Below are 24,026 nucleotides of genomic sequence, written 5' to 3'. Positions count from 1 at the left end.
CTATAATATGTCCATATGAATAAGCGAATTAGTGTATGATGCGCTGTCGCCGTACATAGGAAATGGAAGAAGAAAATGAAAACTACACGTGAATGGAAACAGGTTACGATAACAAAAAAAGGAACTAAGAAGCTACAGAGCGGTCATCCCTGGGTATATGAGGGAGAGGTGCTGGCTCTTGAAGCGAATATACAAAATGGAGATATTGTGGATGTGTTTTCTGAAAAAGGCAGCTATCAGGGAAGCGGACTGTATAACGGAAATTCACGAATCCGTATCCGCCTGCTATCCCGTAATGCCAATGACAGATTCGATGAGGATTTTTTTTACCGCCGTTTGCAGCATGCAATCAGCTACCGTGCAACAGTTATGGGAGAGGATTTTGATGCCTGTCGCCTGATTTTCGGAGAGGCTGATTATTTACCCGGACTGACAGTTGACCGTTTTCATGATTTGCTGGTCGTGCAGACACTCTCCTATGGTATGGAGCAGCGAAAGGATATGCTGTTTCCCATGCTTGTGAAGATTTTGAGAGATGAATATCATGTAGCTATCAGAGGAATCTATGAGCGTAATGATGTGGGAATCCGTAAGCTGGAGGGCCTTGAGAAAACAAAAGGCTGGTATGAGCATTCCGTTTTGCCGAAGCATCCGGAAAGCTGTCTTACCTGCATAGTTGAGAATGGAATTTCCTATGATGTGGATGTTGAAAATGGTCAGAAAACCGGATTTTTTCTCGATCAGAAATACAATCGGGCTGCGATTGCACGCATTGCGAAGGGAAAGCATGTTCTGGATTGCTTTACCCATACCGGCAGCTTTGCTTTGAATGCCGCAAAGGGTGGGGCAGCGCATGTACATGCCGTGGATATTTCTCAGACAGTGATTGATATGGCACAGCACCATGCGGATATAAACGGATTACAGGAGCGGATGAGCTTTGAAACAGCGGATGTATTTGATCTTTTAAAGGCTTTGAAAAAACAGCCGCGTGTATATGATATGATCATTCTGGATCCACCGGCCTTCACCAAATCCAGAGAAACGATTTCTCATGCAGTAAAGGGATATCGGGAAATCAATACTGCTGCTATGAAGCTGTTACCAAGAGGCGGATATCTGGCAACCTGTTCCTGTTCTCATTTCATGAATGAGGGTCTGTTTAAAAGCATGCTGCATGAGGCGGCGCTGGCAGCAGGCGTATCTCTTCGCCAGATTGAGGCAAGACAGCAGAGCTGCGATCATCCGATCCTCTGGAACGTACCGGAAACATCGTATTTGAAGTTCTATATCTTTCAGATTGCATAATTGAAGGCAGCTGTTCATACTAGAAATAAATGAGGTAGTAAAGTTATGGTTCATATATATATTGATGCAGAATTTGACGCAGTAAAAATCAATGGGAAGTACTGTCAGATGGTAGTATCCCTAGGGGCGGTTCTGAAAAAGGATGCGCAGGAGGCAACCTTTTATTCTCTGGTCTGTCCTAAAAACTTTCAGCGTCTGACTTCTGTGGTACGTAAAATGACACATTTAAAGGATAGCGATATCCGTAATGCAAACAGCTTTCCGGATGTTTTAAAACAGTTTATGCAATGGCTGCAGCCCTATATGGAATCTTCTTCCTGCCGTATGTATAGCTTTGGACCGGATGATCGAAGAACCCTGTTGCAGGAATGTGCACGACATCATTGCGATCCGTCTTTGTTTGAAGGAATTCTTGATTTACAAAAGCAGATTTCAGCAAAGGTAACGTATCAGAATGTGCTGGTATCCGCAACCTTATCACTGGATGATTTAAAGACTGCTTATGCGATAGAAGGGGCAGTGGAGCATAATGCCCTGACAGATGCATCCGATCTCATGCGGATTCATCAGGCTTCCCTGCTGCAGGATCCGGACCGTAAGGCTGTACAGGAAATCGTAGAGCGTAAGCTGGCAAAGCAGCGCGAAGTTGCACAAAAACAGCAGGAAAAGCTGCTGCGGATTATGAAGGAGCGTTTTTCACAGTATACCGTATTGAAGTGTCCTGTTCGATTGTATCCGGAAATTGTTGAACAGTTTCGCCTGTGGGAGGAGCGTGATCGTAATTTCCATATCAATATTCAGAAAGACAGCATCCTTCTGGATGGCAGAGAGCTTCCAAGAGAGCAGACGAAGATTTCTATGCGGATTGATATCGAAGAGATTCCAAGTGTAGCCCTTAGCTTCACACAGGGCGAGAATGTCATTGAAAAGAAATATCTGCTCATTTACCGCAATGCCACCATGGTGGAGAATATACTGAAAAGGATGCTGCAGCATGGAAACGGCTAAGCGGCAGGCTCAGCTTTTGCATCTGTATCTTCTGGAGCTGAAGAACACCTTGAAAAAAGTGGATGCATTAAACGTATTGCAGAGAAATCCATATATAAGAAGTAAAGCCGCAAAGCTGGTATTGCAGGAAGTAAGTGAAAGTATGCAGCACTGTCTGGATGCACAGCTTGTATTTCTTGCTTCTGTATCCCGTTTACAGCTAAGTGATGAAGCGGGATTAAAAGGTGTGCGGGGAGCCAGTCAGATTCTATTTGATTTTCAGGATGAGATTTTGCGGCAGGAAATTCTGCATCAGCTGCTGTTGAAGGAAGAAACACTGCAGCATCGCTTACAGCAGTTCATGACGGTAAATGAACACCTGCTGCATAAAGTGCTGGAGCTACCAGATCAAACGAGATATGAAAAACAGCCCTGATAGTTGCCTGGGCTGTTTTTATCGTGGTTATTCATATCATTTGGTTATATATGATCATTGTATGGAATTTTTTCACTCTATGGAATAGGAATTTTTATGAAGAAAGGTTTTCTATATGTACCTGTGTGAGTAATGAAAAAGCACAGATTCATTTATGATGGGCTTTACTTGAACGTATGGTTGTCCGAAATAAGCTTTTTGTTCCTGCGTTTCTTTAAAAAACAGCTACTTCTATATTTAATGTGTCTTATTCACTGCATTCTGTAAACAATAAGCTGAGTTCCTCCTGCATGCGATTTGAAATTCATCATCTTAGTTTCCTAGTGCCGTCCTTATGAAAGATTCTGTGCAGTCTGCGTTCTACAATAAACAGTGTGAAAAGAAGGACAATACATTGCAGGAAACAGAGAATGACTCCGTAGATTCCGCATGCTGTATCACTTTTTCCATACAGCAACAGCATACAAGGAAAAGAAAACGCAGCACTGAACCAACCCCAGATCAACCAGACTCTGCCAAATTGTACATGTGCTGTTTTCCATGTATCTTCATTTTTCATAGACAGGGGTGTGCGGTATCCGAAAAGTTCATTGATTTCCTTTGGGGGATGCTTTTGAAAATAGAAGCCAAATCCTATCATGGAAAAGGGGATCAGAAGATTCATGATGAGCATAAACAACCAGAAAGCCATAAGAAAACCTCCTATTCAAGCATAGTATAGCATCATTTAACATTCATGTCATGGAAATGTACTGTCTGCTTTTCTTCGTCTTCTCTTTTTGTTTATACAACTAAGAGATTACGTATTCGCGAATCGTGCGGAGAAGCCAGCTAAGCAACTGCCGTGGTATATGAAGATCTGTGAAACTGCTGTTTTCTATTGTAGAATGCTCAGTTGATATATTCATGTTATTTCGTTGAAAACGCTTATTTCATATAATATAGAACAGGGAAAGCCAATCCTTATGAACTCCATGTAAAAAAATCTTGCAATACGTCAGATATATGGTAAAATATTGAGTGATAAAAGGTCCTTTAAGATAATCCAGAGAGGTTATGAAGGCGAACACCAAACCTGAAGTGTATAGAAAGGGTCCTTTTGTGTATCAAAACGGACCCTTTTATGATAGGACCGGCAGGAGGAAAGCATATGAACAAGAACAGTTTACTGAAAATCTGTGACTTAACGAGTGAAGAGATTTTTCACATTCTTGAGGATGCTGCTGCTTTTTCCAGTTCTCAATCAGATTGGCAATTTCCGCGTAAAACGCTGGTTGCTAATCTTTTTTTTGAGCCGAGCACGCGGACACATTTCTCATTTGCCAGCGCGGAGCATCAGCTGGGCGCCTGTGTGGAAAATTTCACTGCACAGGGAAGCAGCGTGGAAAAGGGCGAAAGCCTGTATGACACGGTAAAGACATTTGAAAGCATCGGCTATGATGCCGTGGTCATCCGTCACAGTCAGGATGAATACTTCAAAGAGCTGGAAGATATCCGAATTCCAATCCTGAATGCAGGTGATGGCTGTGGGAATCATCCGACCCAGTGTCTGCTGGATCTGCTTACCATATATCAGGAATTTCAGACATTTCAGGGAATTAAGGTGGCGGTCATTGGTGACATTACACATTCCCGTGTTGCAAACAGCATCAAGGAAGCACTTGGTATGCTGGGGGGAGAGGTAGCCTTCTCCGGTCCCGATGAATGGGTCGCAAAGGATGCCTATTACAAGCGTGTGGATGAGGCAGTACAATGGGCGGATGCTGTTATGATGCTTCGCATTCAGCATGAGCGTCATAAGGAAACCATGGCAATGAGCAGGGCGGAATATCTGGAGCGCTACGGTCTGACGAAACAGCGTGCAGCCATGATGCAGCCGCATGCCATCATCATGCATCCGGCACCGGTCAACCGCGGTGTGGAAATCGACAGCGATCTGGTGGAGGCGGAAAACAGCCGCATCTTTAAGCAGATGAGCAATGGAGTTCTTGTGCGCAAGGCAGTAATCAAACGCGCACTGGGATATGAATTTGAATAAGAAGCTACATAAAAATACATAGAAAAGAGGTGCAGTTATGAAACTGATTCAGCAGGCCCGCATCCTTACAAAAGGAAATGAAACAGAGATAATGGATGTGCTGTTTGATGAAACACAGATTGTGAAAATCGCAAAGCATATCGATCCTGCATTGGCGCAGGAGGTAATACCGGCAGAGAATTGTGTACTGCTGAGCGGATTGATCGATGTACATGCCCATCTGCGTGAGCCGGGCTATACGCATAAGGAAACAATTGCCAGTGGGACGGCTGCTGCAGCCCATGGCGGCTTTACCACCATAATGGCAATGCCCAATGTCATCCCGTATCCGGACAATACGGAAACGATGAAGACATATCTGGCGAAAATCAAACAGGACAGCCGTGTGCATGTGATTCCCTATGCCTGTATCACAAAGGCGGAGGCGAGTCAAAAGCTGAGTGATATGGAAGGACTGAGCGCCATGGGGATTCATGCCTTCAGTGATGACGGTGTTGGTGTGGCAACAGCGGATATGATGAAGGCGGCCATGCAGAAGTGCCGTGATGTTGATGGTATCATCGTTGCCCATACCGAGGATATGAGCTATCGCAAGCCGAATGCCTGCATGCACGAAGGCATCCGCAGTAAACAGCTTGGTCTTACCGGGATTCCCAGTGCCTGTGAATATGCACAGTTCCAACGGGATTTGGCACTTGTCAGGGAAACCGGCTGCCGCTATCATGTATGCCATATGAGTGCGCAGGAAAGTGTGGAATCCCTGCGCAGGGCAAAGAAGGAAGGACTGGATGTCAGTGGTGAGGTAACGGCACATCACCTGCTGCTGAATGAAATGGCAGTAGAAAATGCCAATCATAAAATGAACCCGCCACTGCGCAGCGAGGAGGACCGTCAGGCTCTGATTCAGGGACTGCTGGATGGTACGATCGATATGATTGCCAACGATCATGCACCGCACAGCGAGGAAGAAAAAAGCAGAGGGATGGAAAAGGCTCCCTTTGGTATTGTTGCACTGGAAACCGCGTTTCCACTGCTGTACACCCGCTTTGTGAAGGAGGAGGGCATCTTCACGCTGGAACAGCTGGTGTACTGGATGAGCGAGGCGCCTGCCAAACGCTTTCAAATGGAGCGCAGGGGAAAACTGAAGGAAGGAAACGCTTCGGATTTTGTACTGATGGATCTGGACAGCGTACGAAAGATAGAGAAACAGGGATTCTATTCCATGGGAAAAAACACACCGTTTGACGGTATTGTCTGCAGCGGCTTTGCGGTGAAGACATTTGTGGATGGAATCTGCGTATACGATAACAGGGAGGGTTTGCTGAAATGAAAAAGCGACTATTGATTCTTGAAGACGGCAGTGTTTATGAAGGAATCGCCTTTGGAGGCGACCGGTATCAGATGGGAGAGCTGATCTTCCAGACAGGAATGAGCGGGTATCAGGAAATTATCTCCGATCTGTCCTACTATGGACAAATCGTCATGATGACCTATCCTGCCATGGGAAACTGTGGAATCAACCGTGATGACTTTGAGAGTATTTCACCGAAGATGTTCGGCTTTGTTGTCAAGGAATACTGTGAAACACCGAGCAACTTCCGCAGTGATATGACACTCGATGCGTTTATGAAGCTGAAGGGCATTCCGGGAATTGCGGATATCGATACGCGTGAAATTACAAGAAAGATCAGAGATCATGGTACATGCAAGGCAATCATGGCGGATGCGGATGCCGATGTGGAGGCGATTGTGAAGCAGCTGCGGGAAAGTGAGTTACCAAAAGACGGTGTACAGGCAGTATCTACAGTGAAGCCGTTCCCGATTCCATCCCGTGGGCAGAAGGTCGTTATGGTGGACATCGGAACAAAGTTTGCCGTGATCCGCGAGTTTAACATGCGCGGCTGTGATCTGATTGTCGTACCTTACAATATGAGTGCACAGGATATTCTGGCCATTCATCCGGATGGCATCGTCTACAGCGGCGGACCGGGAGCACCGGAAGATATTCCGGAAACGGTAGCTACCTGTAAAGAGCTGCTGGGCAGTGTGCCGATGCTGGGCATCGGTCTGGGACATGAGGTCATTGCGGCTGCATGCGGCGCAAACGTTGTAAAAATGAAGGTTGGTCACCATGGAAACTCTTCTCCGGTGCGCAATCTGAAGAAACAGAAAATCGAGTTTACTGCACAGAATCACGGCTATGAGGTGGAACCGGACTCCATAAAGGGAACCGGACTGATCACCACCTATACCGCACTGAATGATGGCTCCATAGAAGGCTTTACCCATGAAACCTATCCGCTGTACTCTTACTCCTTTGAGCCGGAGGCAGCACCGGGTGCGGATGACTGTACCTATATATTCGATGATTTCTGCAATGTAATGAAGGAAAGGAGTGCTGAATAGAATGCCGAAAAGAAACGATATAAAGAAAATCATGGTGATTGGCTCCGGTCCGATCGTCATTGGACAGGCAGCGGAGTTTGACTATGCCGGCTGTCAGGCCTGCACGTCTTTGCGCGAGGAAGGCTATGAGGTTATTCTGATCAACTCCAATCCGGCAACGATTATGACGGATACTGTTATTGCGGACCGTGTATATATTGAGCCGCTGACGCTGGAATTTGCGAGCCGTGTCATCTATAAGGAGCGTCCGGATGCTATTTTGGGCAGCCTGGGAGGACAGACCGGCTTAAATCTTGTTGTTGAGCTGGCAGAAAGCGGTATTCTGGATGAATATCACGTGGAAATTCTGGGAACAGCACTGGATGCCATTGAAAAAGCAGAGGACCGCGATAAATTCCGAGAGCTGATGTATGAAATCGGGGAACCGGTACCGGAAAGTGTAATCGTACATACGATTGAGGAAGCGGTGGCTTTCGCATGTGAAAACGGCTATCCGGTTGTGGTACGTCCTGCGTTTACGTTGGGTGGTACCGGAGGCGGCTTCGCTCACAGTGAGGAAGAACTGCGGGTAATCTGCGATAACGGTTTAAAAATCTCTCCGGTTCACCAGTGCCTGATCGAACAGAGCATCGCCGGTTATAAGGAAATTGAATACGAGGTTATGCGTGACAATGCGGACAATGCTATCGTTGTCTGCAATATGGAAAATGTTGACCCGGTCGGTATTCACACCGGTGATTCCATCGTTGTTGCGCCAACTCAGACGCTGACGGATAGAGAATGCGGCATTATGCGTGCATCTGCATTGAAAATCATTCGTGCATTAAAAATCTGCGGTGGCTGCAATGTGCAGCTCGCACTGGATCCAAACAGCTTCAACTACTATGTCATTGAGGTCAATCCGCGTGTGTCACGCTCCTCTGCCCTTGCCTCCAAGGCGACCGGATATCCGATTGCCAAGCTTGCGGCGAAGGTGGCTGTCGGTCTGACACTGGATGAAATTATCAATCCGGTCACAACGACCAGCTATGCCTGTGTGGAGCCTTGCATCGATTATGTTGTCACAAAATTCCCGCGTTTTGCCTTTGATAAATTCCCGAAGGCAGATCGTACGCTGGGCACACAGATGAAGGCAACCGGTGAGGTTATGTCCATAGGACGTACCTTCGATGAAGCGATTTTAAAGGCTATCCGCTCTCTGGAAATGAAGACGGATCACCTGGAACAAAAGGATATCAACGCGATGAATGAGGATGCCTTATGGAAGAAGCTGGCACAGTGTGATGATGAGCGCATCTATGTCATAACCGCATTGCTTCGAAAGGGTGCGGATATCGAGGATATCTTTGCAGTAACGAAGATGGATCGCTACTTCCTGAACCGCTTTAAAAACATCGTTGCACAGGAAACCGTTATCCGGCAGCATCCGATGGATCTAAACGTTCTGCAGGCTTCCAAGAAAATGGGCTTTGCGGATTCCTGGATTGCAAGAAGCTGGAATGTAGAGGAAGCTGCTCTCTACGATACAAGAAAACAAAACGGCATTATGCCGGTCTATAAAAATGTGGATACGTGTGCAGGGGAGTATGTATCGCATACACCGTATCTGTATTCCACCTATGAGCATGAAAACGAATCCGTATGCAGTGACAACCGCAAAATCATCGTACTCGGCTCCGGTCCGATTCGTATCGGTCAGGGTGTGGAGTTTGACTATGCGACCGTACACTGTGTAAAGACGATTCGTGAACGCGGCTATGAAGCGATTGTTATCAACAATAATCCGGAAACCGTATCAACCGACTATTCCATTTCCGATAAGCTGTATTTCGAACCGCTGACGATTGAAGATGTTATGCATGTCATCGATCTGGAACAGCCCCTTGGTGTTGTCGTGCAGTTCGGCGGGCAGACGGCAATCAATCTGGCAGATAAGCTGGTTGCGCGCGGTGTGAAAATTCTGGGAACCTCTCTGGAGGATATCGACCGTGCAGAGGATCGTCACGAGTTTGAAGAAATGCTGCACCAGCTGGATATTCCGCAGCCGCAAGGAGAAACTGCCGTCGAGGTTGAGGAAGCAGTGAAGATTGCGAATCGTATCGGATATCCGGTACTGGTGCGCCCATCCTATGTATTGGGCGGACGTGCGATGGAAATTGTGCACAACGATGACGATTTGCGTGTCTATATGGCAACGGCAGTGAAGGAAATCAGCCATGATGCACCGATTCTGGTCGATAAATATATCATCGGTAAGGAAATGGAAGTGGATGCAATCTGTGATGGAGAGCATGTGTACATTCCGGGAATCATGGAGCATATCGAGCGTGCCGGTGTGCATTCCGGTGACTCCATCAGTGTCTATCCGGCTCCGACGGCAAGTCAGAAGGTAAAGGATACCATTATCGATTATGCGACACGCATCGGTAAGGGATTCCATTTCATCGGTCTGTATAATATACAGTTCATCGTGGAAACCGATAAGAAAAGCGGGGAAGAAAGAGTGTATGTTCTGGAGGTTAATCCTAGAAGCTCCCGTACCGTACCATTCCTGAGCAAGGTTACGAATGTTGGGATGTCCTATGTGTCAACACGCTGTGTTCTGGGAGATTCTTTAAAGGATCAGGGCTACGAGGAAGGCGTGCATCCGGAAGGGGAGCGTGTCTTTGTCAAGGCACCGGTATTCTCCTTTGCGAAGCTGCGAAGTGTAGATACGACACTGGGACCGGAAATGAAATCTACCGGGGAAGCACTGGGCGGCGATGTAACGCTGGAAAAGGCATTATACAAGGCGCTGCTGGCAAGTGGAGTAAAGATTCCGCTGCATGGAAATGTTCTGATTACGGTTGCGGATGATGACAAGCAGGAGGGGCTGAAGATAGCGAAGCGCTTCTCGGCCATCGGTTATGGCATTTATGCGACAAAGGGAACGGCACAGTATCTTTCCTCCAACGGTATCTATGTAAAAACCGTAGACAAGGTAAAGGAAGAAACAGACAACAATGTGATTGATGTCATCCGTAAGGGACGCGTCAACTATGTGGTCAATACGATGAGTATCTCCAGTGAGGTAAACCGGGACGGCTTTGAAATCCGCCGTGCTGCCGCTGAGAATAATATCAGCTGCTTCACATCGTTGGATACCGCCAATGCGATTCTGCGTGTGCTGGAATCCCAGACGTTTACCACCATTTCCATGAATGAACTGGAGGGATAAGATGCAGGAAGAAAAAGGACTGATTTTAAGTAATAAGAGGATAGCGAAGGATACCTACCGTATGGAAATACAGGCATCCATCGCAAAGGATATGAAGTCGGGACAGTTTGTAAATGTAGCGGTGGAGGGGTTTATGCTGCGCCGCCCCATCAGTATCTGCTCCGTTGAAGATAAAACACGCTTTGTCATCATCTACAAGGTGGTAGGGGATGGCACTGCGAAGCTGGCTACGCTGCGCACACAGGGGATTATCGATGTGTTTGGTCCCCTTGGCAGTAGCTATCCGATTCATGAAGAAGAGCATGAGGTGCTGCTGATCGGTGGCGGTGTGGGTGTGCCGCCGCTGTATGAGCTGGCAAAGCAGTATCGCAGCAGGGATGCACGTGTGTATGTGGTCCTTGGCTTCAACGATAAAGAAAGCGTATTTTATGAAAATGAGTTTCAGCGTCTTGGGTGCCATGTTGCGGTAGCGACAATGGATGGCAGCTATGGGACAAAGGGAACGGTGATGGATGCGATTAAAGAGCATGGCATCACAACAGAGTTTACCTGCAGCTGCGGTCCAAGACCGATGCTGAAAGCAGTGGAGGAGCGCTACACCCGCGGCTATATGTCCTTTGAAAGCCGTATGGCATGCGGTATCGGAGCCTGTATGGCGTGTGTGGCAAAGGATAAGAAGGAAGAAAACATGTACCACCGCATTTGTAAGGAAGGTCCTGTTTTCCCGATCGGAAAGGTGGAATACTGATGGATCTGCATGTAGAACTGCCGGGACTTCATCTGAAGAACCCCATTATTCCGGCCAGCGGCTGCTTCGGCTTTGGCCGCGAATTTGCCGAGCTGTATGATCTGAGTCTTCTTGGAGGCATTGCGATCAAGAGTGCGACACCGCACAGCCGATTCGGAAATCCGACACCGCGTGTTGCGGAAACACCGTCAGGCATGCTGAATGCCATTGGTCTTCAGAACCCGGGAGTGGATGTGATTATGGAACGGGAGCTGCCATGGCTTGCGCAGTTTGATACGGAGATTATTGCCAATGTGGCAGGTGCCAGTGAAGAGGACTATGTCGAGGTCATCACGAAGCTGAATCAAAGCGATGTTGTCAAGGCATATGAGCTGAATATCAGCTGTCCGAATGTAAAGCATGGGGGAATCGGTCTGGGAACCGATCCTGCTCTTGCGGCTAAGGTTACCCGCATGGCAAAGGAAGCGGCACAAAAGCCGGTCTATGTGAAGCTGTCACCGAATGTAACAAATATTGTGGAAATTGCCAAAGCCGTGGAAGAGGCAGGTGCAGATGGTCTGGTGCTCATCAACACCTTGATGGGCATGCGTATGGATCTGCGTACGGGAAAACCATTGCTTGCCAATGTGACCGGAGGACTGAGTGGTCCTGCGATCAAGCCGGTGGCGATTCGTATGGTGTATCAGGTGGCATCTGCCGTCAATATACCGATTATCGGTGTCGGCGGTATCACCAGAGCAGAGGATGTACTGGAATTTCTGTATGCCGGAGCAAGTGCGGTAGAAGTGGGAATGCAGAACTTTATCGATCCGCTGTGCTGTGTTAAAATACTAGAGGATTTGCCAAAGGTCCTGAAGAAATATGGGAATAACAGCTTGACTGATGCTGTTGGAAGGAGTTTTCGTTGATGAGTAAAACAATGGTTGCGTTGGATTTCTCCACACGTAAGGAAGTATATGAATTTTTATTAAAGTTTAAGGAACCGATTTATGTAAAAATCGGTATGGAGCTTACGTATTCTTTTGGATTTGAAATTGTTCGAGAAGTGAAGGCGATGGGACACCAGATTTTTCTGGATTTGAAGCTGCACGATATTCCAAATACGGTTAAACAGGCGATGAAGAATTTGGCAAAGCTGGATGTGGATGTTGTTAATCTGCATGCGGCAGGTGGAAGTGCCATGATGAAGGCTGCTATCGAAGGCTTAAAAGAGGGAGCTGTCAATGGCAAACGCCCGCTTTGTATCGCTGTAACTCAATTGACAAGTACATCACAGGAAGCGATGAATGAAGAGCTGCTGATTCCCGGAGATGTAAAGGATGTTGTCATCTCCTATGCGAAGCTGGCAAAGGAAAGCGGACTGGACGGTGTCGTGTGCTCTGTTCATGAAGCAAAGGCAATTCATGAGGCTTGCGGGTCTGACTTTCTGACAGTTACACCGGGGATTCGTCTTGCGGATGATTCCAAGGATGATCAAAAGCGTGTGGCAACGCCGGTATTTGCCAAAGAACAGGGCTGTGACTATATCGTCGTGGGTAGAAGTATTACAAAAAGTGCCAATCCGGTAGCTACCTATCATGAAATTGAAAAAACGATGGAGGGAAAATAAATGAAGATTGAAAAAACTGTCGCAAAGAATCTGCTGGATATCCAGGCAGTATCTCTGCAGCCCAACGATCCATTTACATGGGCAAGCGGAATCAAATCACCAATTTACTGTGACAACCGTCTGGTGCTGTCTTTTCCGGAAAAACGCAGTGTCGTTGTGCAGGGCTTTGTAGAACTGATTCAGAAGGAATATGCAGAGGCAGAGGTTATCGTCGGTACGGCAACTGCCGGAATCCCATGGGGAGCAATGATAGCTGACAAGCTGGAGAAGCCGTTTGGTTATGTACGCAGCTCCAACAAGAGTCATGGAAAAGGAAATAAAATTGAGGGAAACATCAAACAGGGTGCCAAGGTTGTTGTTGTAGAGGATCTGATTTCCACCGGCGGCTCTGTCAAGGATGTCATAGAATCCCTGCGTGAGGCAGGTGCCGAGGTACTGGGCGTTGTGGCGATCTTTACCTATCTGTTACCGGCATCCACAGAGCTGTTTAACAGCATTTCCTGTGAATTTAAGACATTGAGCAATTACGATGTTCTGATTGATGTGGCATTGGAAAATGACTATATCAAGGATGGTGACCTTGAGAAATTAAAGGCTTGGAAACAGGATCCAAAGGATGAATCCTGGATGGAAAAATAGAAGAAAGAACAGTGCATTGGGGCATAGAATACAATCGTATTCTATGCCCTTTTGGTGGGAATACAGAGTGTAAGGACTTACAGGGAGTTCAAAACATGAACACTCCTGTGACACGAAACAGCAAAGTGCTGCTGCATGCTGTGTCATAGAAAAACCGTGTAAAAGCTCAAACGGAATGTACGAAATGATGGAACATATATCAAATTTATAAGAATTTATGCTCGTGCGTAGCGAAAGAATGGAGGCAAATATGATGAATATGATGTCAAAACGTTTACTGATACTGGAGGATGGCAGTGTGTATGAAGGACACGGCTTCGGATCCCATCATTATCAGGTGGGAGAGCTTGTATTCAATACCGGGATGAGCGGCTACCAGGAGGTGCTGTCCGATTTATCCTATTGCGGACAGATCGTCATGATGACCTACCCAATGATTGGAAACTACGGTGTCAACCGGGATGACTTTGAGAGTCTGGATCCTGCCGTGTTCGGCTTTGTCGTAAAGGAATATTGCGAGCAGCCAAGCAATTTTCGCTGTAATCTGACTCTGGATGAATTTTTAAAGCTAAAAGGGATACCCGGAATTTGTCATGTGGATACCCGCGCAATCACAAAAAAGCTGCGCAGCAGCGGTACGATGCGTGCCATCATGGCGGATGAGGGAGCGGATGTACAGGCAGTGGTAAAGCTGTTGAAGGAAACCGATTTCCTGCATGATCAGGTTGCACGTGTATCCACACAGAAGCCGTTTCCCATCCCATCCCGTGGAAAAAAGGTTGTTTTAATGGATTTTGGCGCAAAGCATGGCATCATCCGAGAGCTGTCACGCAGAAACTGCGATCTTGTCGTTGTACCATACAATACCTCAGCAGAGGCGATTCTTGCCCTGCATCCGGATGGAGTGATGCTGAGCAACGGTCCGGGGGATCCAAAGGATATGACAGGTGCTATCGAGGTCATCCGTGAGCTGATCAAGCATGTCCCCATCTTTGGCATCTGTCTGGGACATCAGCTGATCTCTCTGGCATGCGGCGCTAATACCGTTAAGCTGAAATTCGGTCACCGCGGCTGCAATCATCCGGTCTTGAATCTGACGACTGGTAAAGTGGAAATCACCTCACAGAATCACGGCTATGCAGTGGAAACAGAAAGTCTTGCGGACACGGATTTGATCATGACGCATCAGGCGCTGAATGATCGAAGTGTGGAGGGTGTCAGCCATACACGTTATCCGGTATTCAGTGTACAGTATCACCCGGAAGCTGCACCGGGGCCGGAGGATGCCAATTATCTGTTTGATCAATTCATGGAACTGATGGAAAAGGAGAATGCATAACTATGACAAAGCGTACGGATATTAAGAAAATACTTGTGATCGGGTCTGGACCAATTGTCATTGGACAGGCTGCGGAATTTGATTATGCCGGAAGTCAGGCCTGCCAGTCCCTTCGTGAGGAAGGCTATGAGGTTGTCCTGATCAATTCCAATCCGGCAACCATCATGACCGATACAACGATTGCGGATCGTGTTTATATTGAACCGCTGACGCTGGAATTCGCCAGCCGTATCATTTATAAGGAACGCCCGGATGCCGTCCTGGGCAGTCTGGGAGGACAGACCGGATTAAATCTGGTTGTTGAGCTGGCTGAATCCGGTATCCTTGCGGAATACGATGTGGAGATACTGGGAACGGATTTAACTGCCATTAACAAGGCGGAGGACCGCGAGCTGTTTCGAAACCTGATGTATGAAATCCATGAACCGGTACCGGAAAGTGATATTGTACATACCGTGGAAGAGGCGATTGCCTTTGCGGATTCCATTGGCTATCCGGTTGTTGTTCGCCCGGCCTATACACTGGGAGGAACCGGCGGAGGCTTTGCGGATACGGAAGAGGAGCTGCGTATCATTGCAGATAACGGATTAAAGCTGTCCCCGGTACATCAGTGTCTGATTGAACGAAGTATCGCAGGCTTTAAGGAAATTGAATACGAGGTTATGCGGGACAATAACAATAATGCAATCGTGGTCTGCAACATGGAAAACATCGATCCGGTGGGAATCCATACCGGTGACTCTATGGTTGTGGCTCCTGTACAGACGCTGTCCGATCGTGAGCATCAGATGCTGCGCAATGCCAGTCTGAAAATCATTCGTGCTTTGAATATATGCGGAGGCTGCAATGTACAGCTGGCATTGGATCCCAACAGCTTCAAATACTATATTATTGAGGTGAATCCAAGAGTATCCCGCTCTTCTGCGCTTGCCTCCAAGGCAACCGGCTATCCGATTGCAAAGCTGGCAGCTAAGATTGCGGTCGGTATGACGCTGGATGAGATCATCAATCCGATTACCAGGACGAGTTATGCCTGCTTTGAACCGTCACTGGATTACATTGTGACAAAGCTGGCACGCTTCCCGTTTGATAAATTTGAGCGTGCCGACCGCCGTCTGGGAACACAGATGAAGGCTACCGGTGAAGTCATGTCCATCGGTCGCAATTTTGAAGAAAGCTTTCTGAAGGCAGTACGATCTCTGGAAATGAAATGTGATCACATCGATCATAAGGAAATCAATGCCTGTACCACAGAGCAGCTGTGGGAGAAGATTGCGGTAAAGGACGATCTGCGCATGTTTGGCATCGCCGAGCTGATTCGCCGCAGGGAATCTCTGGCAAGTATTCATGAAATTACGAGAATCGATATGTTCTTCCTGCATAAATTTGCGAATATCATTTCTCTGGAAGAAGAAATGATGGCACTTCCACAGGATCTTTCCGTACTCCGTACGTTGAAGGAAAATGGCTTTGCGGATTCCTATATCGCCCGCAAGTGGGGGATGAAGGAGCGCTCCGTCTATGAGCTGCGGAAGAAAAACGGCATCATACCGGTATACAAAATGGTGGATACCTGTGCAGCGGAATTTGAAAGTGCGACACCGTATTTCTATTCCACCTATGAACAGGAAACGGAATCCTTCCGTACAGACCGTAAGAAAATCATTGTTCTCGGCTCCGGACCGATTCGTATCGGACAGGGTGTGGAATTCGACTATGCGACTGTACACTGTGTCATGACGCTGCGGGAGTGCGGCTATGAGGCAATCGTTATCAACAACAATCCGGAAACGGTATCGACAGATTTCTCGATTTCCGACAAGCTGTATTTTGAACCGCTGACGATCGAGGATGTTATGCACGTTGTGGATCTGGAACAGCCACTGGGCGTGATTGTTCAGTTTGGCGGTCAGACGGCAATCAATTTGGCAGATAAGCTGGTGGAACGCGGTGTGAAGATTCTGGGAACCTCTCTTAAGGACATTGACCGTGCCGAAGACCGTCATGCATTTGAAGCGATGCTGCACACGCTGGATATCCCGCAGCCGAAGGGAGAAACAGCGGTGGAGGTAGAGGAAGCCGTAAACATTGCGAACCGCATCGGGTATCCGGTGCTGGTGCGTCCATCCTATGTCCTTGGCGGACGTGCAATGGAAATCGTGCACAATGATGATGATCTGCGTATTTATATGGCTACGGCAGTTAAGGAAATCAGCCACGATGCACCGATTCTGGTCGATAAATACATTGTCGGTAAGGAGCTGGAAATTGATGCGATCTGCGATGGTGAACATGTGTATATTCCGGGAATCATGGAGCATATCGAACGCGCAGGTATTCATTCCGGTGATTCCATTAGTGTCTATCCGCCGCAGACCATATCGGATAAGGTGCGGGACACCATCGTCGATTACAGTATTCGTATCGGAAAGGGATTCCATTTTATCGGCTTGTTTAATATCCAGTTTATCGTGGAGGCACCAAAGGATGGAAATGAGGAAATGGTATATGTTCTGGAGGTCAATCCGCGAAGCTCCCGTACCGTGCCGTTTCTAAGTAAAATAACCGGTGTGGCGATGAGTCATATCGCAACGCGCTGCGTCCTCGGTGACTCATTGCATGAGCAGGGCTATGCAGAAGGGCTTCGTCCGTTTGAAAACCGCGTTTTTGTCAAGGCTCCCGTGTTTTCCTTTGCAAAGCTGCGCAGCGTAGATACCGTGCTGGGCCCGGAAATGAAATCAACCGGAGAAGCACTGGGCGGTGATGTTACCTTGGAGAAGGCGCTGTACAAGGCACTGCTTGCTAGCGGTATCCGTATTCCGAATCATGGTAATGTGCTGATGACGATTGCGGATGATGACAAAGAGGAAGGCCTGCGTATTGCAAAGCGTTTCTCTGCCATCGGGTACGGTATCTATGCGACTTGCGGCACGGCTGCTTTCTTACAGGGAAACGGATTGTTTGTGAAAACCGTCAATAAGATTTCCCAGGAGGGCGATTTGAATGTCCTGGATGTGATTCGTAAGGGTAAGGTGAATTATGTGATCAATACCATGTCCAGTGAAGATAAGGAGGTAACCAATGATGGCTTCCTGATTCGCCGGGTATCCGCAGAAAACAATATCAGCTGCTTCACTTCCTTTGATACAGCGAATGCAATACTAAAGGTGCTGGAATCTTTAAACTTTACGACCATCTCTATGAATGAGCTGGAGTATTAAATACGTCTTTATCAGAGTTATAAAAGCATAAGGCAAAAAATATTCAGCATTTGCATGTTTTATATCTTCGAGTTCTTATGAAAAAGGAAATCCAAACGATTGAGTAATTTCAATAGTTTTGGATTTCCCTTTTTTGAATATACAGCCTTAAGAAAAAAAGCATATGCATTGTCAAAAAGGCATTGTTATTTCCAATACAGCACTTTATGCTCCACAATCTGACATGCTTCATATAAAAGAAGTCCCAGCAGAGAGAGCAAGAATATTGAAGAGAGAATCATATTTAAATCATACATTTCTGCACCGTTTGTCAGCAGATAGCCAAGACCGGCTTTTGCTCCCATCATTTCTCCGATGACAGCGCTTGTAATTGCCTGTGTAACTGCTATTTTGCTGCCGCTGATGACCTCATGGAAGGCACAGGGAAGCTCCATACGTATGAAAATCTGCCATCGATTTGCCTGTAATATATTCATGAGGTCCATATATCCGGTATTGATTTTCTTCAATGAACTGCTTTCCGCTACCATGATAGGGAAGGATACTACCAGAATAACCAATGCTATTTTGGAAGTCAGTCCAAGCCCAAACCATAAAATGAATAGCGGAGCAATGGAAATTTTCGGTGAAATCTGCATGATGAGAAGCAATGGCATAAACAGATTCTCTAAAAGTCTATTTTTCGCAAGTAAATAACCGAGAATCATACCAAAGATAATACCCCAGAAGGTGCCGATAAAAATTTCATACAGCGTTGTTGTGATATGCAATCCCATGTTGCCGCTTTGCATAAATTGTATAAAATATTTGAAAAAATCAACAGGAGAAGGAAGATAATAGCTGGGGATATGAAATATAATGGTGATAAACTGCCACAGTATCAGCAGGCATGTAAGCAGTACGCACATTTCCACATAGATTCTTGTTTTTTTCATGATGCACCTCCCGGTTGAACTATGAGCTCAACTGCAGGAAAGGATGTCTTGAATAATCCGTTTTTTTGCAGCAGGTCAATGTAAATCTGATAATCATGGAGATTACTGTAGCCATATCCATACACTGCGGTATCTTCAGAAACCCAAAGATTTTTTACAAATTCCTGCGAAATAATATCTATGTATTTCTGTTCACTTCCGGCAATGCTTGGTGTAAATTTTTCCTTTGCGATATTCACAGCTTCCTGCACCTGACCTTCTATAATATCCTGCATACCCCGATTCAAGGCATTCGTAAAACCTCTGCATATTTCCGGATGCTCTTTCAAGAAAGTCTGTGAGGTGATTACTACATTTCCATAGGAGGGCATATAGTCGTTGCTGAGAAACTGTTTAACGTCGATTCCACTAGACTGAAGCTCATAGGTGCGAAGCTTAGAAAAGCAAATTGCATCTACCTGATTGGAAACGAGAGCATTCACAATTGCACCTGTTCCGATCACTTTGATTTGCACATCATGGATGGATAGGCCGTTCTGCTGCAGAATAACCTTCAGCTGAATATAATTGGGACTGCCATAACTTGTAATGGCAATTGTTTTGCCCTTCAGATCCTGTATTTTATGAATGCCAGATTCGCTTTTGTAAATGATTGCTCCCAGCCCCTTCTGATAGGTAGTATGAATGATGTTGACTGGAACACCGTTTCCCCGACCCAACAATACAGTATCCGCATTAGGAAAACCGAAGGGTACATTTCCTGCCCCCACGTTTTTAACAATTTCTGCAGCAGATGCATAATAGAAATTGACCTGCAGTCCTTCCTCCTTGAAATAGCCCTTTTCCTGTGCGAGATATAGCGGCGCATAATAAGGTGTTGCAGCTCCATCAATCTGAATATCAACTTCAAATAGTCCATCTGTATTTTTATATGGGTGAAACGAAGAACCAGTACATCCGGATAACAAACATAAAGATAACAAAATGAAACAGAATTTTTTCATTGCTTTACCTCCTGATATCGCTGTAACCGTTGTTCCAGCAGGTTTACAGCTGCATACAGTAAAATTCCCAGCAAAATGGTAAATAGAATACCTGATATCAGCAGCGGACTATCAAAGGTGGAACTGGCAAATGATTGCAAATATCCGATACCCAACTGTCCTGCCATCCATTCCGCTACAGTTGCTCCAATAATAGCCTGTAGGATGCTTATCTTGAAGGAAGAGAGAAGATACGGTATGCAGCACGGAAACTCTAGCTGAGTAAATATCTGTCTGCGATCTGCGTTCAATACCTGCATATATGCATACATTTCTTTTGGGATATGACCGAGACCCAGCAGCACACCTTCTATGATAGGAAAAAAGGACATGATGAAAACGATGAATAATTTGGAGCCATAACCAAGTCCAAACCAGATAATGAAAATAGGAATTAAGGCAATTTTCGGTGATACCTGAAAAAATACAAGCAGAGGCATACTCAGCTGTTTGATATGTGGATGCTTCCCAATACAGTAACCGACTATAATACCAAACAAAACTGAGAGTGCGAAGCCAAACAGAACCTCGCTCAGGGTATATAGCAGATTTTTATAAAAATCCATTTGCGTGAGCTGAAAAACCATTTCCTTAGCAACGGCAGTGGGAGTTGGTAGGATGAAGGAGGGAATATGGAAAAAAGTTACATAAGCATACCATAAAAAGATAAATACAGATAGAGAGAGAAGCGTATACCATATCGCTTCTTTTTTATGCCTGCTCATTCAGCATACCTCGCAATCTGGATACATAATCCGTAAACTCTATAGCTTCTCGCAGCTTCAGGCTTCGTTCCTGTGGGAGATCAATAGTGATGATGTCGCGAATTTTGGAAGGCCGATTACTTAAAACGGCAACGCGTGTGGATAGAAAAACAGCCTCTTCTATGTCATGTGTAACAAATAGAATGGTTTTTTTCGTCTGTTTCCAAAGACGTCTGAGCTCCAGATTCAAATAATCTCGTGTCAGGGCATCCAACGCACCAAAGGGTTCATCCATTAACAGTAGCTTTGGGTCGTAGCTAAGTGAACGAGCGATGGAAGCTCTCTGCTTCATACCTCCGCTCAGCTCCTTTGGCAGAGAATTTCGAAATTCCTTAAGTTTCATCAACTCCAGCAATTTCTCTACACGCATCAATGATTCCGGTGTTTTTTGATGTTTGATTTCCAATGGCATTATGATATTTTCATAAACACTTTTCCAAGGGAATAAAACTGAATCCTGAAATACAAAACCCAGATTTTCTTTTAACGTGTTGTCATGGAATACGATTTCTCCACCGTCACGTTCCTGTAATTCACTTACGATTCGCAGCAATGTGGATTTGCCACAGCCGCTGGGATCAATAATAGAGATGAATTCGTGTTCATGGATTGCAAGAGATACATCTTTAATTGCTTGTATCCGCTCTCCGTTAGCTGTCGTAAAACATTTTGAAATGTTTTTCAATTCAATCATTGTCATTGTCATTCCTCCAATTTTCCATCATATGTGATAATAAGGATACATAAAGGTTTATTTTCTCCTGCATGTCATTCATGTGTAAACCACATAATGCTTCAATTTTCTTCAGCCGATACTGCAGTGTATTAACATGAATAAACAACTCTTTACATGTTTGCTTCTGGTTCTCGTTATTGCGGAAGTATTTGATAAGAGTATCCAACAGAAAAGGATACTCCTTTAGCGGTGCAATGGTCTGCTGAAAATAATTTGTTTTATCCTGCTGCTGAAGCTCCTGTATGATTCGCAGCAGTTGTACCTTTGGATAAAGGATAATCTGCTGTTTCTGTAGTGTCAGACCAACGTGTACAGAAAATTCAGCTTCTTTCATCAGCTCAGCAATATTAGCTGCTTTCTGAACTGAGCTGATTCCAATCTGCAGATCTGGATATACTGGAATCAACTGCTTAAGTTCTTGTATACAGGCTGAAGAAAACTGTGAAGCTTTCAGAATTACGGCTGTATAAATCGCCGTGTTCGTATGCATGAAGAGAAAGTCATGAAGCAGATGCTGTTGCTTCATACGCTCATATATCGTACAGACATGCAGAAAAATCGAATAGCGCTTCTGCTCAGAAAGCTGAGCATTCGTAGATTCTCTATCAATTTGAAACTGAATCAGCTGCAGTTCGTTCTGAAACAGTGCAAGCTGCAATGACTGCGTACAGCGTCGGACAATCAAATCCTTGAAAGGATCCGTGCTTAATAGCAGATAACGCATAAGGTATTCCTTAAGGGTATCCTGTTCATCTGCCAGAGAAAGCAGACGATTGATAGCATTCGTTAAGGATAGGTAGGTTCGCTGAGGCGGAATGAGAAAAATGGGAATCTGCCATTCCTGCGCCAGTATGGAAAGTCTTTTTACACGCGCCATATGCTCGTCAGTTTCTCTGCATTTTACCGCAAGAGCAGCGGTTGACAGGCGCTGCATATCATGGAGTAACTCCAGCAGATCCTGCTCATTTTCCGGTAATGTTCTGGAACTTGTCAGAAGCAGTTCACCACCCTTCGCCCATTCCCGTATGGGTAGAGATTCCATAATGGTTACAGAAGCAACCAAGCGCTGTACATTAGCCCCCTCATACAGCGCTTTCAGATCCCAGATATCACTGCTCATGATCGTGCTTAAATAGATCATACGGTATCACCTCCCATTCACAAATTTCGTGTGATGTTTTTGGATACAGATCATACCGGTATATAAATAATATGATTGCGGTTACAATACACCTTATTTATTACTGAATGATATCATACAAGAAGTAAACGTGTAAATTGTGTAGATACACGAAATCACTGGTAATTTTTGGGCTCTTTCTACAATTGTTAGAATGCGCTTTTCTATCTAAAATGGTGGTGTAAGGAAAGGAGACTTTTTATGAGTCAAGAACGTATGAATATGAGTACCTATCAGAAAACGGCATTAGGTACCACAATGGCCGGGCTGGGAATGCAGAGCTGTAGTACGATGCTGTTATCCTATGTACTGACCTCTATTATTGCTGATTTTGCAATCAGCTCAACTGCAGGTGGAGCGATATCCACCATCACCAATCTGGGAATGCTGGCCGGTGGTATCATCTTTGGAACATTGGCAGACAAGTATGGCAGAGTAAAAATTTTTGCAATTACAGTCGCTATTTTCTCTATAGCGACAGGGCTGACAGCTTGTTCTACAAGCATAACTGCCATTTATGTGCTGCGCTTTTTGGTAGGTGTCGGCGGAGGCGGAGAGTATGGTGTGATTATGTCCATCATTGCGGATTCTTTCGCTGAGGGTAAAAGAGGAAGAATTACTTCATTTGTAACAATTGCAGGACAGCTTGGCAGTATCATTGCTGCCATAGGAGCTGCATTGATTATTCCAACATTCGGCTGGAGAGGTTTATTTGTATTTGGTGCTCTTCCAATTTTCCTGGCTGTTTTTATCCTTTGGAAGCTGCCGGAATCTGAAGCATGGAAGGCGGTAAAAAAAGAATCGGTTACTAAAAAATCAGGAATACGTGATCTTTTTACAGAAGGAAGGGCTTTTACAACGATTCGTCTGACCATTATGGCGATTGTACAGGTTGCCGGATACTTTGGGCTGATGAACTGGCTTCCTTCAATTTTGCAAAACAAAGCCGGACTTAGTATTTCCGGTTCATCAATTTGGATGATAGCAACCATTATCGGTATGTCTTTAGGAATGCTGGTCTTCGGTCAGATTATGGATAAGATTGGTGCCAAAACGGCCTATGCATCATTTCTGATTGCATCTGCGATTGCAGTATTTGCATATTCCTTTGCAGATTCTGCAATGTTGATCTTGGTTGGGGGCGCAATTGTAGGTTTTTTTGCCAACGGTATGAATGCAGGCTATGGAGCAATTGTTGGTAATCTATATCCAACACATATCCGTGCAACTGCAAATAATATTATTTTCAATATCGGTCGTGCTATTGGTGGTTTTTCCTCAATCGCTATCGGTTTCTTTTTAGATAACTATTCTCTAACAGTAGCCATGGCATTTCTTACCGTGTTATACTGTATATCTCTGATTACAGTGACAACGCTACAGATACACAAGCCAAAGCCAGCAGAAACACAGGCATAGG

Annotated in this window: 20 protein-coding genes; 14 read left to right on the top strand and 6 right to left on the bottom strand. The window is 45.6% G+C overall.

Annotated features, from left to right (window positions below; all coding sequences use genetic code 11):
* Positions 1–75: 75 nt before the first annotated feature.
* Genes G4D54_13330 through G4D54_13320 form a run of 3 tightly spaced genes read left to right on the top strand, consistent with a single transcriptional unit; the run spans position 76 to position 2,731 of the window.
* Positions 76–1,308 (top strand): class I SAM-dependent rRNA methyltransferase, encoded by a 1,233-nt coding sequence (locus G4D54_13330; protein QJA03351.1) that lies wholly within the window; start codon positions 76–78, stop codon positions 1,306–1,308.
* A gap of 45 nt (positions 1,309–1,353) precedes the next feature.
* Positions 1,354–2,316, top strand: a complete 963-nt coding sequence (locus G4D54_13325) for an exonuclease (GenBank protein ID QJA03350.1) — start codon at positions 1,354–1,356, stop codon at positions 2,314–2,316.
* Complete coding sequence (locus tag G4D54_13320) at positions 2,303–2,731, top strand: hypothetical protein (protein ID QJA03349.1); 429 nt, start codon at positions 2,303–2,305, stop codon at positions 2,729–2,731. The genes G4D54_13325 and G4D54_13320 overlap by 14 nt, the downstream gene beginning before the upstream one ends.
* A gap of 307 nt (positions 2,732–3,038) precedes the next feature.
* On the opposite strand, the gene G4D54_13315 is transcribed toward G4D54_13320, so the two are convergent.
* On the bottom strand, positions 3,039–3,422 hold the full coding sequence (locus G4D54_13315; protein QJA03348.1) for an SdpI family protein: 384 nt from the start codon (positions 3,420–3,422) through the stop codon (positions 3,039–3,041).
* 459 nt (positions 3,423–3,881) lie between these two features.
* Between G4D54_13315 and G4D54_13310 the strand changes: the two genes are divergently transcribed.
* The 10 genes from G4D54_13310 to carB (G4D54_13265) all read left to right on the top strand — a co-directional run bounded on the left by G4D54_13310 (position 3,882) and on the right by carB (G4D54_13265) (position 17,948).
* A complete protein-coding gene (locus G4D54_13310; protein ID QJA03347.1) occupies positions 3,882–4,769 on the top strand; it encodes an aspartate carbamoyltransferase catalytic subunit in 888 nt (295 codons plus the stop codon).
* Between the two features lie 37 nt (positions 4,770–4,806).
* Positions 4,807–6,099, top strand: a complete 1,293-nt coding sequence (locus G4D54_13305; GenBank protein QJA03346.1) for a dihydroorotase — start codon at positions 4,807–4,809, stop codon at positions 6,097–6,099.
* A complete protein-coding gene (carA, locus tag G4D54_13300) occupies positions 6,096–7,175 on the top strand; it encodes a glutamine-hydrolyzing carbamoyl-phosphate synthase small subunit (protein QJA03345.1) in 1,080 nt (359 codons plus the stop codon). The genes G4D54_13305 and carA (G4D54_13300) overlap by 4 nt, the downstream gene beginning before the upstream one ends.
* Before the next feature lies 1 nt (position 7,176).
* Positions 7,177–10,392, top strand: a complete 3,216-nt coding sequence (gene carB, locus G4D54_13295) for a carbamoyl-phosphate synthase large subunit (GenBank protein ID QJA03344.1) — start codon at positions 7,177–7,179, stop codon at positions 10,390–10,392.
* Between the two features lies 1 nt (position 10,393).
* The gene (locus G4D54_13290) at positions 10,394–11,140 is read left to right on the top strand and encodes a dihydroorotate dehydrogenase electron transfer subunit (GenBank protein QJA03343.1); all 747 of its coding nucleotides are present in this window, start codon (positions 10,394–10,396) and stop codon (positions 11,138–11,140) included.
* Positions 11,140–12,048, top strand: coding sequence for a dihydroorotate dehydrogenase (locus tag G4D54_13285; protein QJA03342.1), 909 nt, complete (start codon positions 11,140–11,142; stop codon positions 12,046–12,048). Before G4D54_13290 ends, G4D54_13285 begins: the two co-directional genes overlap by 1 nt.
* Positions 12,048–12,749 (top strand): orotidine-5'-phosphate decarboxylase, encoded by a 702-nt coding sequence (gene pyrF / locus G4D54_13280; GenBank protein QJA03341.1) that lies wholly within the window; start codon positions 12,048–12,050, stop codon positions 12,747–12,749. The genes G4D54_13285 and pyrF overlap by 1 nt, the downstream gene beginning before the upstream one ends.
* Positions 12,750–13,388 carry an orotate phosphoribosyltransferase gene (locus G4D54_13275; GenBank protein ID QJA03340.1) on the top strand — a complete coding sequence of 213 codons (639 nt, stop codon included), beginning with the start codon at positions 12,750–12,752 and terminating at the stop codon, positions 13,386–13,388.
* Between the two features lie 262 nt (positions 13,389–13,650).
* Positions 13,651–14,727 carry a glutamine-hydrolyzing carbamoyl-phosphate synthase small subunit gene (gene carA, locus G4D54_13270; GenBank protein QJA05203.1) on the top strand — a complete coding sequence of 359 codons (1,077 nt, stop codon included), beginning with the start codon at positions 13,651–13,653 and terminating at the stop codon, positions 14,725–14,727.
* A 2-nt stretch (positions 14,728–14,729) separates the two neighbouring features.
* Positions 14,730–17,948, top strand: a complete 3,219-nt coding sequence (carB, locus tag G4D54_13265) for a carbamoyl-phosphate synthase large subunit (GenBank protein QJA03339.1) — start codon at positions 14,730–14,732, stop codon at positions 17,946–17,948.
* A gap of 185 nt (positions 17,949–18,133) precedes the next feature.
* Here the strand turns inward: carB (G4D54_13265) and G4D54_13260 are convergent, their stop codons facing one another.
* Genes G4D54_13260 through G4D54_13240 form a run of 5 tightly spaced genes read right to left on the bottom strand, consistent with a single transcriptional unit; the run spans position 18,134 to position 22,567 of the window.
* Entirely contained in the window at positions 18,134–18,883 is a 750-nt protein-coding gene (locus G4D54_13260; GenBank protein ID QJA03338.1) for an ABC transporter permease, read from the bottom strand.
* Positions 18,880–19,887, bottom strand: coding sequence for an ABC transporter substrate-binding protein (locus G4D54_13255; GenBank protein QJA03337.1), 1,008 nt, complete (start codon positions 19,885–19,887; stop codon positions 18,880–18,882). Before G4D54_13255 ends, G4D54_13260 begins: the two co-directional genes overlap by 4 nt.
* Positions 19,884–20,651: an ABC transporter permease gene (locus G4D54_13250; GenBank protein QJA03336.1), complete on the bottom strand. Its 768-nt coding sequence runs from the start codon at positions 20,649–20,651 to the stop codon at positions 19,884–19,886. Before G4D54_13250 ends, G4D54_13255 begins: the two co-directional genes overlap by 4 nt.
* On the bottom strand, positions 20,638–21,390 hold the full coding sequence (locus G4D54_13245) for an ABC transporter ATP-binding protein (GenBank protein QJA03335.1): 753 nt from the start codon (positions 21,388–21,390) through the stop codon (positions 20,638–20,640). Before G4D54_13245 ends, G4D54_13250 begins: the two co-directional genes overlap by 14 nt.
* The gene (locus G4D54_13240) at positions 21,377–22,567 is read right to left on the bottom strand and encodes a PucR family transcriptional regulator (GenBank protein QJA03334.1); all 1,191 of its coding nucleotides are present in this window, start codon (positions 22,565–22,567) and stop codon (positions 21,377–21,379) included. Before G4D54_13240 ends, G4D54_13245 begins: the two co-directional genes overlap by 14 nt.
* A gap of 240 nt (positions 22,568–22,807) precedes the next feature.
* On the opposite strand from G4D54_13240, the gene G4D54_13235 reads away from it, so the two are divergent.
* Entirely contained in the window at positions 22,808–24,025 is a 1,218-nt protein-coding gene (locus G4D54_13235) for an MFS transporter (GenBank protein ID QJA03333.1), read from the top strand.
* Position 24,026: the final 1 nt, after the last annotated feature.

The organism is [Clostridium] innocuum (assembly GCA_012317185.1).
Lineage (GTDB): Bacteria > Bacillota_I > Bacilli_A > Erysipelotrichales > Erysipelotrichaceae > Clostridium_AQ > Clostridium_AQ innocuum.
Note: the sequence above shows the minus strand (reverse complement) of the source record. Positions and strands in the feature narration are given on the sequence as shown.